At 29.0% G+C, this 13398-nt stretch carries 12 protein-coding genes and 1 other annotated feature; all 12 genes read right to left on the bottom strand.

What is annotated here, in order from left to right; genetic code table 11:
* Positions 1–2: 2 nt before the first annotated feature.
* The 12 genes from QOZ84_RS06035 to QOZ84_RS05980 all read right to left on the bottom strand — a co-directional run bounded on the left by QOZ84_RS06035 (position 3) and on the right by QOZ84_RS05980 (position 13367).
* Positions 3–860 carry an ABC transporter ATP-binding protein gene (locus QOZ84_RS06035; RefSeq protein WP_284132064.1) on the bottom strand — a complete coding sequence of 286 codons (858 nt, stop codon included), beginning with the start codon at positions 858–860 and terminating at the stop codon, positions 3–5.
* Positions 860–1942, bottom strand: coding sequence for a FecCD family ABC transporter permease (locus QOZ84_RS06030; RefSeq protein ID WP_284132063.1), 1083 nt, complete (start codon positions 1940–1942; stop codon positions 860–862). Before QOZ84_RS06030 ends, QOZ84_RS06035 begins: the two co-directional genes overlap by 1 nt.
* Complete coding sequence (locus QOZ84_RS06025) at positions 1942–2970, bottom strand: ABC transporter substrate-binding protein (RefSeq protein WP_284132062.1); 1029 nt, start codon at positions 2968–2970, stop codon at positions 1942–1944. The genes QOZ84_RS06030 and QOZ84_RS06025 overlap by 1 nt, the downstream gene beginning before the upstream one ends.
* Positions 2971–3122: 152 nt before the next feature.
* On the bottom strand, positions 3123–3395 hold the full coding sequence (locus QOZ84_RS06020) for a hypothetical protein (RefSeq protein WP_284132061.1): 273 nt from the start codon (positions 3393–3395) through the stop codon (positions 3123–3125).
* Positions 3396–4193: 798 nt separating this feature from the next.
* Positions 4194–7301 carry an isoleucine--tRNA ligase gene (ileS, locus tag QOZ84_RS06015; RefSeq protein WP_284132060.1) on the bottom strand — a complete coding sequence of 1036 codons (3108 nt, stop codon included), beginning with the start codon at positions 7299–7301 and terminating at the stop codon, positions 4194–4196.
* Between the two features lie 108 nt (positions 7302–7409).
* Positions 7410–7650 (bottom strand) — a binding site (T-box leader).
* A 67-nt stretch (positions 7651–7717) separates the two neighbouring features.
* Complete coding sequence (locus QOZ84_RS06010; RefSeq protein ID WP_026900379.1) at positions 7718–8248, bottom strand: DivIVA domain-containing protein; 531 nt, start codon at positions 8246–8248, stop codon at positions 7718–7720.
* 11 nt (positions 8249–8259) lie between these two features.
* Positions 8260–9045 carry a YlmH family RNA-binding protein gene (locus tag QOZ84_RS06005; RefSeq protein WP_284132059.1) on the bottom strand — a complete coding sequence of 262 codons (786 nt, stop codon included), beginning with the start codon at positions 9043–9045 and terminating at the stop codon, positions 8260–8262.
* A 10-nt stretch (positions 9046–9055) separates the two neighbouring features.
* Positions 9056–9334, bottom strand: coding sequence for a YggT family protein (locus QOZ84_RS06000; RefSeq protein ID WP_284132058.1), 279 nt, complete (start codon positions 9332–9334; stop codon positions 9056–9058).
* Between the two features lie 30 nt (positions 9335–9364).
* Positions 9365–9823, bottom strand: a complete 459-nt coding sequence (locus QOZ84_RS05995; RefSeq protein WP_284132057.1) for a cell division protein SepF — start codon at positions 9821–9823, stop codon at positions 9365–9367.
* A 36-nt stretch (positions 9824–9859) separates the two neighbouring features.
* A complete protein-coding gene (locus QOZ84_RS05990) occupies positions 9860–10558 on the bottom strand; it encodes a YggS family pyridoxal phosphate-dependent enzyme (RefSeq protein ID WP_284132056.1) in 699 nt (232 codons plus the stop codon).
* Between the two features lie 8 nt (positions 10559–10566).
* Positions 10567–11661 (bottom strand): biotin/lipoyl attachment domain-containing protein, encoded by a 1095-nt coding sequence (locus QOZ84_RS05985; protein WP_284132055.1) that lies wholly within the window; start codon positions 11659–11661, stop codon positions 10567–10569.
* 236 nt (positions 11662–11897) lie between these two features.
* Positions 11898–13367 (bottom strand): alanine/glycine:cation symporter family protein, encoded by a 1470-nt coding sequence (locus QOZ84_RS05980; RefSeq protein ID WP_284132054.1) that lies wholly within the window; start codon positions 13365–13367, stop codon positions 11898–11900.
* Positions 13368–13398 lie beyond the last annotated feature (31 nt).

Below are 13398 nucleotides of genomic sequence, written 5' to 3'. Positions count from 1 at the left end.
TCTTATTGCAATGCATGTTCATGGTAATGTACATGTTCACCACTAAATCCATCTTCATGAATATGATCATGTCCTACCCCATTAATGTGTTCATGAGTATGCATGAATGAAACTTGTAGTTTTTTATTTATAGGATTTATTCCAACATAAGCGTTAACTCCAAATACCTCTTTTAACATTTCTGATGTTATTACTTCTTCTACAGTTCCAAATTTTATCACTTGTCCCTTTTTCATTACTACTATATAGTCACAATACATAGATGCTATATTCATATCATGTATAGCTGACAAAGTTGTTATATTAAGACTTTTAACTAAATCCATAAGTTGTATTTGATACCCTATATCTAAATGATTTGTTGGTTCATCTAGTATTAAAAAATCTGTGTTTTGAACCAACGCTCTCGCTATTAATGTTCGCTGTTTTTCTCCACCCGATAACTTTGAAAAACTTCTACCACTGTAATCATCTAGTCCTACCTTTTTTAGCATATCTTTAACCATTTTCAAATCATTTTTAGAATAGTCTTCAAACATAGATTTATACGGATAGCGTCCCATTTTTACTATTTGTTCAACAGTAAAATCAAATTGAGAGCTTCCTTCTTGAGCTAATACTGCAATTTCCTTTGCACATTCTTTATCTTTCATTTTAGATAATTCCTTATCATCTAATATAATACTCCCGCTAGACGGTTTGTGAAGTCTATATATATTTTTAAGTAAGGTAGATTTTCCACAGCCATTTGGTCCTATAACTCCTATAAACGATCCTTTAGGAACATCAAAAGATATGCCTTTTAATATTTCTTTTTTATCTATACTAAATCTTAGATTTTCAACTTGTAATTTTTTCATTAGTCCTTTCCTCCGAATTCATAATTTTTCTTAGAAATTAGATATAAGAAGAATGGTCCACCAACTAATGAAGTTATTATTCCTATCGGTATTTCTATTGGAGGGAAAAGCGCCCTCGCCACAACATCTGATAGTATTAAGAATATTGACCCTACTAAAGATGAAAGTATTATAAGTTTTTTATGATCGCTTCCTCCTATAGTTCTACATATATGTGGAACTACAAGACCTATAAATCCTATCGCACCAGTTATTGCAACTAATGTTGATGTAAGGAATGTAGCTAGTATTAATATTATTGATTTTACAAGTTTTACATTTATACCAAGTATTATCGCATTGTCATCTCCAAGAAGCAATATATCTAGAGATTTAGACATTACAAATGCTATTATCATAACTATAACTAAAACAATAAATGGAAGCAATAATACATCCCACTTTGCGCCTCCTAAACTACCTATCGTCCAAAACAATGCGTTTTTTGCTTGATTAGAATTATCGGCTGAATATATAAGTAAGTTAGTAAGTGCAGAAAATATTGTTGATATAGCCATTCCAGAGAGTACCAGTCTTGTTGTAGACGTTGATTTACCCATTTGAGTACCTATTGCAAATACTAAAGCTCCAGATATCATAGATCCAACAAATGCCCCAGTAGTTATACTATTTATTCCAAGTGTTGATATTCCACCAAGGACTATAACTCCAACAGCTCCACAAGATGCACCAGAAGATATACCTAATATATAAGGTTCTGCTATTGGGTTTTTTGTTACACATTGCATAAGTACACCACAAATAGCAAGTCCTGCTCCACATATTGCTCCTAAGAGAACCCTAGGAAATCTAATTTCCCATATTATATTTTCAAACATAACATTCCAATTTATTTCAAATATACTTCCATTTGACAGCTTATTAAGTAATACCTTGTAAACTACTCCAGGTTCTATATATGTACTACCTACAGCTATTGCACATATTATTGCAGCTAGTAAAACAATGCTAAGTGCTAAAGTCCAAAAGAAGAAACCTTTCTTTTTAGAAAGGCTCTTAGTGTTTTGTGCTACTGCTTCCATTACTTATTCTCTCCAAAGAAATATCCATGCATTTTTTCTACAAGATTAGCATTTCTAATACCTGGAGATAAATCTGCTAACCCTACAACATATATTTTATTATTTTTTATAGCATCCACATTTTTAAGAGCTGGATGACTCTTTAAAAAGTTTATTTTATCTTGAACTGGTTCTCCTGCCATAAAATCAGTCACTAAGATAACCTCTGGATTTTGAGCTACTATACTTTCCCAAGAAACATTTATATAAGGTTTTTTAGCATCTTTACCAAATACATTGTTCCCTCCTGCATGATTTATCAAGTCATTAGCCAATCCTGATCCAACTACCATAGCATCTTTTTCACCTGAGTCGTAAACCATCATCTTTGCTCTATCTTCTTCTTTAATATCTCCAACTTTATCAGTTACAACTTTTATATCACTTTTCATTTTATCTATAACTTCTTTAGCTTTGTTCTCAACTCCAAATATCTTTCCTAATAACTCAAAATCTTCATAAACTGTTTCTAATTTTGCATCTGGTGCGTAAGATTTTGCCATAAATGGAGTTATATCTTTTTTTATAAGTTCATCAGGTGCACCTGTAGTTTCAGCACTTATAGAAGAGTCCCATCCACTAACAAAGTCTGCACCTGTAGCCATAAATCCTTCCTTTGATACAGAATGATTTTCTCCTATTTCAAGTTGAGGTATCTTATCGTATTTTTCTTTAAATTCTGGCAATATTGGATTATCTAAAAGTGCAGTTCCAGTTATTCTATCCCCTAAATCAAGTGCAAGTAACATTTCAGTCATAAATTGTGATAATGTAACTGCCTTTTGGCGTGGAGTTTCAACTTTAACATTATAATCTTTTGCTGCATCTGAGTATACAAACTCTACTGGTTTGAAGTTACTTGCTTCAACCTTAGTTTGTGCCTTATCACCATTTTCTTTGTTTTTAGATGAACATCCTACAACATTTAAAGTTAACCCTGCTATACCTAATACTACTAAAAATCTTTTTAAACTTTTACTTTTTACCATAATATCTTCCCCCTAAAATTTTCAAATTAATTATATTTATACAAAATAAAACCATGAAGTTATATAAGAGCACAATAAATATACCTCTTAAAATATAAACCTTCATGGTTTTAATTTAATTTCTTAATTAAATTATTTTTATTATTTAATTCTTATGCATGAGTGTGGTCATGGTCATTTGTATGAGCATGTCCATGTTCATGTGTGTGTCCGTGGTCATGACTATGAGTTCCTGTGAATCCATCTTCATGGTTGTGGTCATGTCCTTGACCATTTGTATGATCATGTTCATGTCCGTGGTCATGTGTATGTGCATGTACATGATCTTCATGATCATGACTTCCGCAACAATTTTCTCCCCCACTTCCACAACATCCATTTATATGTGGATTATGATGAAATCTAAAATTATTTATCCCTAACATATTTATCCTCCTATTATGCAACAATCTACTTTTTTGTCCCTTTTCATTTATAATATTACATTATTTTTACATATTTTGTAAATGATTAAGTCATTTTGCAGAAAATTTAGTTTTATACAATATATTTTATTTTATTACATTTTTTTCTTTTCAAAATTCAATTATACGTTTTGCGTCATTTTTCTACTTTTTTTCATTTCATATATTGCATATTTCATATATTGTATATACAAAATTAGAATTTCATTTTAATATATTTTTGATAACAAAATTTTATTCTTAAGCTTTGTATAATTTTCTACATTCTATAAAAATAGAGTATAGCAGATTTATATTTAATCTACATATACTCTATTTTTAAATGCATAATTATTTAATTTTTATAAAAATATAACTTCCGCAACAATCTTATCCCCCGATTTTGCATATATATTTATATGCTGATTGTATCGAAACCTCAAACTATTTTTCCCAATATATTACATACCCCTATATGTAATTATTATTTACCTCTTACTCTTTAAGTATATATTCTTATATATGTCTTGTAAAGGTTTTCTTACGTTTACAGAAAATTCAATTTAAGCTATTTTTCTACCTTTTTCTACATTTTAAAATACTATAAGTTCATATAAAATAATTTTATCGTATTTTTAAATTTATATTATATAAAAAATGATGCTCCCAGTCCTATTAAAATTCCAGCTAAAGACCCTATTATAGCAACTGCTGATAATACCAATGCATAAAAATAACCACCTATCATACTAAAAATGTATAATAGGTGGTTTATTTTATTTATTTTCTTGTAACTTTTATTCCAGTCATATGATCATTTAAATTATGTTTTTCTAAACTTTCATCTTCAACTCTATTTATTTCTAAAGCTAAAGTCTCAGTTTTTATATAGTCATTATAATTTTCTACTGCTTTTGCTATTTCATCATCAGCACAGAACTCTATATCTATGTTATCTAATACTTCAAAATCACTTGCTTTTCTTATTTGTTGTATTTTAGATATAAATTCTCTCACATATCCTTCTTCTATTAATTCATTAGATAATGTAGTGTCTAATATAACAAATAAGTTATTTTCCATAGATACATTAAATCCATCTTTAGCAGCTATGTTAACTAATACATGTTCTTTATTAAATTCAAAGTCTTCTCCATCTATTAAAACAGTTAAGCTCTCTCCATTTTCTAATTTAGGTACAACTTCACTTGAGTTTAATTTATTTAATGCTCCAGCAAAGAATTTCATCTTAGCACCTAATATTGGTCCTAAAACCTTAAAGTTTGGCTTTAAGCTAAAGTTCATATACTCGCCTAAATCTTTAGCAAATACTACTTCTTTAACGTTAAGCTCTTCTTTTATTAAATCAACTACATCACTTATAATAGTTTCAAATTTACCATCTACTAATACTTTTTGTATTGGTTGACGTACTTTTATTCTAGTAGCTTCTCTTGATGCTCTACCTAAAGTAACTAAGTTTTTAACTAAATCCATCTTCTCTTCTAATTCAGCATCTATTAACTCTAAATTAGCTTTTGGATAAGAACTTAAGTGAACTGATACTTCATCAGTTAAGTTTCTGTATATCTCTTCTGCTATATGAGGAGTAAATGGAGCTATTAACTTACAAAGCTCTGTTAATATTTCATAAGTTGTGTTATAAACTGATTTTTTATCTTCTGTTAATTCAGTTGCCCAGAATCTTCTTCTTGAACGTCTTATATACCAGTTAGATAAATCTTCATTTATAAAGTCTTGTATAGTTCTTACTGTTTTATTTAATTCAAATATAGCTAAGTTTTCTTCAACATCTTTCTTTAAGTTATTAAACTTTGATAATATCCATCTATCTAATTCTGGTCTATCTTTGTATTCTACAAAGAAATCTGATGGATTTACTTCATCCATATTTGCGTATAATGTAAAGAAGTTATATACATTTTTGATAGTTCCTAAGAACTTACTTTGAACTTCTTTTAATCCATCAACGTCAAATCTAGTTGGAGTCCATGGTGGAGATACGTATAATAAGTACCATCTTAGTGCATCTGCTCCGTGTTGGTCAAATAATTCAAATGGGTTTACAGTATTTCCTCTTGATTTACTCATTTTCTTACCTTCTTTATCTAACACAAGGTCATTAACTAAAACCTTTTTGTATGGAGCTTTGCCCATAACAAATGTAGATATTGCAAGTAATGAATAGAACCACCCTCTAGTTTGATCTATACCTTCACAGATATAATCTGCTGGGAATAATTCTTCAAAGTTTTCTTTATTTTCAAATGGGTAATGATGTTGAGCAAATGGCATTGAACCACTATCAAACCAACAGTCTATAACATCAGTTACTCTTGTCATTGGCTTTCCACAACACTCACATTTTAAATGTATATTATCAACATACGGTCTGTGTAATTCTACAGTTTCTGGATTTACATCTTCTATAGCTTTCTCAGCAAGTTCAGCTCTTGAACCTACAGAATCTTTATGACCACATTCACATCTCCATATATTTAAAGGAGTTCCCCAGTATCTACTTCTTGATACTGCCCAGTCATTTAAGTTTTCTAACCAGTTACCAAATCTACCTTCACCTACGAAAGCTGGGTACCATTCAACAGTTTTATTATTTGCTATTAATTGATCCTTTAACTTCGTCATTTCTATATACCAACTTGGCTTAGCATAGTATACAAGTGGAGTTTGACATCTCCAGCAATGTGGATAGTTATGAGCTACTTTTTCTTTGCTGTGTAATTTATTTTCAGAATGTAACCATTTGATTATTTCAACGTCTAGTCCATCCTCCATAACAAATTTACCTTCCCAAGGAGTAGTAGTAAATTTACCACTTTCATCAACTGGTTGTAATACTGGTAAGTTGTATTTTCTACCTAAATTGTAGTCATCTTCACCAAATGCTGGTGCAGTATGTACTATACCTGTACCATCTTCAGTTGTTACATAATCTCCACAAGTTATGAAGAATGCTTCTTCATCAGTTTCTACAAATGGCATTAATTGTTCATATTTTATATGTTCTAAATCTTTACCTTTCATCTCATCTAACACTTCATAGTCTTCACCTAATACTTTATTAGCTAATGCTTTAGCTACATAGTAAACTTCATCATTTTGCTTAACTTTTATATAGTCTACTTCTGGTCCTACTGTTAAAGCAACGTTTGAAGGTAATGTCCAAGGAGTAGTTGTCCATGCTAAGAAATATTCATTCGCATCAGCTCTTTTAAATTTAGCTACTACTGTATTAGTCTTTACTTCCTTGTATCCTTGAGCAACCTCATGTGATGCAAGACCTGTTCCACATCTTGGGCAGTATGGAAGTATCTTATGACCTTCGTATACATATCCTTCTTTATTAAACTTATTTAATATCCACCATACTGACTCTATATAGTTATTGTCTAATGTTATATATGGGTTATCTAAATCTATTTCATAAGCCATTCTTTCAGTCATTTCTCTCCATTGCTTTTCAAAAGAGAATACTGATGATCTACATTTTTCATTAAATTTATCGATTCCATAAGCCTCTATTTGTTGCTTATCTGATAATCCTAACTCTTTTTCTACTTGTATTTCAACTGGTAATCCATGAGTATCCCATCCAGCTTTTCTTTTTACTTGGTATCCATTCATAGTTTGATATCTACAAACAGAATCTTTTAGAGTTCTTGCTATAACATGGTGTATTCCTGGATTTCCATTCGCTGTTGGAGGTCCTTCAAAGAATACGAAATTTGGATCGTTTTCACCTTTTTCTAAAGTTTTATTAAGTATATCTATTTCATTCCAATACTTTGAAACTTCTGCTTCTGCTTGCTTAACAGAACTGTCTACTAACTGTTTAAACTTAGCCATAATACCACCCTTTCATATAATTATATATTATGATTTTTATCTAAATTAACTTAGGCTACAACTAAATAGCTAAATAATTTTTTACATTAAAAAACTCGCCCCCTAATAAAAAGGGACGAGTATTAATCGCGTTACCACCCTAATTCTATATACACAAATTTAAATTTGATTAAAGTATATAGCACTCCATAGTATAGTTTAACGGCACTAACCGGCTCAGCTTAATTGATATTTATCTTTCAGCTTGCAGCTTAGGAGTGATCTTCGACTTTATAAATTTATTGGTTCTCAGCTTACCCAATTCTCTGTAAAATTATTTAAAGCTTACTGTCTCCATCATTGCTTTTTGATTTTTTAATTATAATATGAAATTTTATAACAAATTATTAGAATAGTCAATATATTTTTGTATAATATTAATCTATTGTAACTGCAGCTTCTGATTCTTTTTGTAAATTATACATTGTTTTAGTTTCAAAATCACTTACGTTAACATCATCTACATTATAAAATATTTCGTCTATGTTTCTTATTTCATCTTCTAATAATGATTTGAACTTATTTCTAAATATCTTAAATTCCTTAACCATTGTATCGTATTCTTTTCTTATTTCTATAACACGATTATTAGCTATCTCTATAACTTGTCTTGATTTTAAATCAGCTTCTTCTACTATTATTTTAGCTTTTCTATTTGCTGCGCTACAAGTATCTTCTGCTGCACTTTGGGCACTTATTAAAGTAGCTTTTAGTGTTTCTTCTATGTTTTCATATTTATTTATTTGGTCTTGATATAACTTTACCTTTTCTTTAAGTTCTAGATTTTCTCTGTATATATGTTCAAAATCTTCTTTTACTACATCTAGAAACTCATCTACCTCTTCTTCTTTGTATCCTCTTAAACTTTTTTTAAATTCTTTGTTTTCTATTTCAATTGGAGTTAGCATATATTTTCCTCCTATACTATTAGCTTAGCTTGAACTTTTATTCTGCCCTTTTTTGTAATATCTCCTATTTGAATAACTCTGCATCTTCCTCTACCTCTAACAGAAATTAAAGATTCACTTTTTATTTCCCTAGATGGTGAAGTTATTTTTTCATAATTTACAAATACTTTCTCTCCATTTATGTACTTTATGCTTTCTTGTCTAGATATATTATATATACCACTTATTATACAATCTAATCTACCTGATGATATAGTAAATGATACATCTTTATAATTTGGAGGATTGTATATAATTTCACTTTTAGAAATTTCAGTTATACTTACATTATTTTTACACACTTTATTTAGATTCATGCTTATAAAATCACAAATATCATTACTTACTATAACTTGACAGAAGTTATCATGTATAATAATATCTCCTACTTTTTCTCTTTTTATTCCTAAGTTCATAATTGCTCCTAGATAGTCCTTATGAGAAATACTTTTAAATTTAAAGTTCCCTTCTATTTTTATAAATCTAAGATTACTTTCTATTTCTTCATATTCCATATAATATGGATATATAAATATAGCACTTCTTTCAGGATCACTATATCCACCATCAACAGTGTATTTTATATCACTATTTGAATTTAGTATATCTATAGCATTTTTTACTTCATAAGGATTAAGAAAATCAGTTATTTTAACATCGTAATTTTTTATAACACTATTAGCCTTGTCTATAATTTTAAACATTTTATTTTTCAAATCTATATCTTTGATATGATTAGTTAATCTTAATTTTTCCATTTACTTGCACCTACTGAAATATCATTAATACAACTCTTTGTAATAGCATCAACACTAATATTGCTATCATCGGAGAAAAATCAACAGGACCACTGCTATATTTATACATCATAGATCTTATAGGAGATTCTATCGGATCTGTTACTTTGCATAATAAATTATATATATTGTTTCCTGCATCACTTGACATCACACTTGGAAACCAAGTCATAAAACTCTTTATAATTATAACCCACACCAATACATCAAATAATTTGTACAAAGCAAACCCTATAGTACTTGTACTCATCTAAAAACCCCTTTACTAATTTATATTTTATTACTTGCTATTTTGCCAAGGGAAGAGCGTTTTACTGTTTTCTAATTCTTTTTTTATACTTGCATCTATATCCACATTGTTTGGTGCTAATATAAATATAGCCTTTGATACTTTTTGTATAGTCCCATCTAACACGTATACTGCTCCATTCATAAAATCAAATATTGATTTACGAGCTATTGGATCATTTAAATTTTCTAAGTTAACTATAACTGCTCTTTTACTTTTTAAATGATCTGCTATAGTTGTAACTTCATCGTATTTCTTAGGCTCTACTATTACAACCTTCATTTGAGATGTAGTATGTAATTTAACAATGTTACTATTTCTAATTGCATTTCCAATTTCACCATCTACTTCACTTTCATCAACAGCAAATTCTTCATCTTCTTCAATATAGTCTTCCTCTTCTTCTTCAACCATCCAATTTTTAAATTTAGATAATAATCCATCTCCCATTATTAACAGCCTCCTTAATATTTATTTTAAAATTTATTATTTGTATTCTCTTTTCCCAAATATCGACGTTCCAACCCTAACAATATTAGATCCTTCTTCTATTGCTATTTCATAGTCATTACTCATTCCCATAGATAAATACTCCATAGACACATTATCTATATTCATTTTATCTATTTCTATAGATAATTGCTTAAGACCTTTAAATACTTCTCTTACTTCTTCTTTATCTTCACTAAAAGGAGCCATAGTCATAAGACCTTTGATTTTTATGTTTTTATAGTTAGCGGATACATGTTTGATAAAATCTACAACATCACTTTCATAAATTCCATGCTTGCTTTCTTCTTTTGATATGTTTACTTGAATTAAGCAATTTATATTTTTATTTATTTTTTCTGCACGTTTTTGTATTTCTTCACACAAAGCTTGTCTATCTAGCGAATGTATCATATAAACCTTATCTATTATATACTTCACTTTATTCGTTTGCAAACTTCCTATTAAGTGCCATTTTACTTTATTTCCAATTACTTCATATTTTCTAGCTAATTCTTGTGGCTTATTTTCACCTACATCTGTCACTCCATTATCTATAGCTTCTAATACTGCATCTACATCTACAGTTTTGGTAACTGCTAATAAAGTAACTTCTTCTTCACTTCTATTTACCCTTTTTGTACAATTTTTTATATTGTCCCTAATACTACTTAAATTTGCTTTAATAGTATTCATTTTCTCACCTACTTTATTTTAATGTTTTTATTTATATTATTAGGTTTTAAAATAATTTCATCATATAAACTAACAGTTTCTATCCCTTGTATATTGTTGGTATAATAGTCTATAAATACAAATTCGTCATTTTCATATCCTATTCCTTTCAATTCAATAAATTCTATATCTTGTGTTTGTTCATTTACTGAATATACACCCTTTTTATTTCCCACTTTTTTTATAGAACTTTTAGGTATTTTTAAACCTTCCATTTGCTTATATATTATATCAAATTCTTCTACTCTTGTATCGTAAATTCCTATATTTTGGTTAGTTATTTTAAATATAATTACAATATTTGACTCACTTTTATATATTTTATATACTTTTGCATCCAGTTGTAGATTATTAGAACTTATTTTAATGTTATTTCCCAGTTTGAAATTTTTAGCTTGTTCTTTGTCTACACATATCGCTAAGTACGATTCATAGTTGTTTATTATTTTTGCAATAGGTTCTTCATCTTTTATATTGTTATTTTCTTTAGTCATATCCTCATAATTATTACTTGTATTTTCTATATCATCTTTAGTTATTTTATCTAAATTTTCTAGATTGTATTTTTCTTCATTTCCATCAAATTTATATGAAATAATTCCTGATATATCTGTTTTTAAACAAGATGTTATTTTTTCTTTTTCTACCTCTAGTATTTTCTTTTGTTCATTTTTTGTTTTTATTTGATTCTTAGCTAAGTCTTTACTTAACTCATTAGATTTTTTTTCTAACTCTGCCTTACTTTTTTTTATTTCTTCACTTAAACTTTTTATTTGTAAATTTATTTTTTCAATCTTATCATCCTTATATACATACGCTACGTCTTCAGCTTTTTTTACTTTTTCTCCTTCTTTATATATTGTATCTAAAACCCCTTTTTCAGTTGATTTTACAATGTGTTCTTCTCTTATAAAAAGACCTTTAGTTTTTATTTTAGCATTTAACTCTTCTGATTCTAGTGCTAAAGTTTCTGTACTTTTACTTATAAATAATGATCCGACCTGAAATACAATATATACGAATACTCCTAATATTAAAATTCTTGAGCGTTTTATTTTTTTCAATTTTATATCTCCTTTCTGCAAATATTCCTATATACTATTTCTGCAAATTGTATTCTATTTCCTTTTATTCTACTTTACAAAAACAATACATACTTTTTATATTTTTATCCCAAAATGCCTTGTATTTACAGTATCTTTCATAATACAATTATATTTTTATCAATTATGTTTAAAATAAAGAATGTGTCCCTAATTAATTTATAGGGACACATTCTTTGTTTTATTAATTTAATTCATCAAATTTGCTTTTTATTTTTTTCTACCCAGAAATCAGCATTTTTTATTCCTAATTTAATAGGATCAAATTTAATATTTTCTCTTGGTATTTTATTTTTCTGTTGCTCTTCATAGTCTTTCAATGCTATTAACGCTGGTTTTGCTATTATTAATATAGCTATTATATTTAACCATGCCATAAGACCTACACCTATATCACCAAGTGCCCAAGCTAATGTTGCTGTCTTTATACAACCATAATATGTTGCCATTAATAATACACATTTTAATCCTAATATAACAAACTTTTTAGACCCTTCTTTTCCTTTTAGTATTTTTTTATATAAATATGCTAAGTTAACTTCAGCAATATAATAGTATGCCATTAATGTAGTAAATGCAAAGAAGAATAATGCTACTGCAACAAATGATGAACCAAATCCAGGAACTAATGTATCAACTGCTGTTTGAGTAAATGCTGGACCAAATTCTACACCTGGTAAGTTTTCTACTATCATTTTGCCACCATTACCTAATACATTATAACTACCTGTTATTAATATCATAAATCCAGTTGCTGAGCATACAAATAGTGTATCTACATATACTGAAAAGGCCTGAACAAATCCTTGTTTAGCTGGATGACTTACTTCTGCCGCTGCTGCTGCTTGTGGTCCTGTACCTTGACCTGCTTCATTTGAGTAAACCCCACGTTTTACTCCCCATGCTATTGTTGAACCAAGTATACCTGCAAATGCCTGTTCTCCACCGAATGCTGATCTAAATATTAATGATAATACATCTGGTAATTTTTCTATATTAAAAGCTATTATTACTAGTGCCATTATTATATACGCAGCTCCCATAAATGGAACTATTAGTTCTGCTGCAGAACTTATTCTTTTTATACCACCAAATATTATTAGTCCTAATAATGCCACTACAAATATCCCTGATATCCAAGTATCTACTCCAAATGCATTTTCTATTCCTATTGCTATTGAGTTAGATTGTACTCCTGGTAAAAATATACCAGTTGCTAAAACTGTTGCTACTGCAAATAAACATGCATACCATTTTAATCCCATGCATTTCTCAATATAATACGCTGGTCCTCCACGATATTGACCATCATCTACTTCTTTATAAATCTGAGCCAATGTGGATTCCACAAACGCCGAACCTGCTCCTAAAAATGCTATTGCCCACATCCAAAATAATGCTCCCGGTCCTCCCATAGCTATTGCAGTTGCAACCCCAGCTATGTTTCCTGTTCCTATACGACCTGCTAATGCTGTACATAATGCTTGAAATGAAGATATTCCTTGTTCTGATTTCTTTCCTTTTACTAAAAGAGCTACCATTTCTTTAATATGCCTAACCTGCAAAAACCTTGTTCTAAATGAAAAATACAATCCTGTTCCTAAGCAAAGTATTATTAACCAATTGCTCCATATTACACTGTTAATGCCATTCACTACATTTTCCATAACTTTTCCTCCCCCATATTTATTTAGGATT

Source organism: Romboutsia sedimentorum, assembly GCF_030131845.1.
Classification (GTDB): Bacteria; Bacillota; Clostridia; order Peptostreptococcales; family Peptostreptococcaceae; genus Romboutsia_D; species Romboutsia_D sedimentorum.
The sequence above is the reverse complement of the archived record's forward strand: the minus strand, read 5'-3'. Positions and strand labels throughout refer to the sequence as shown.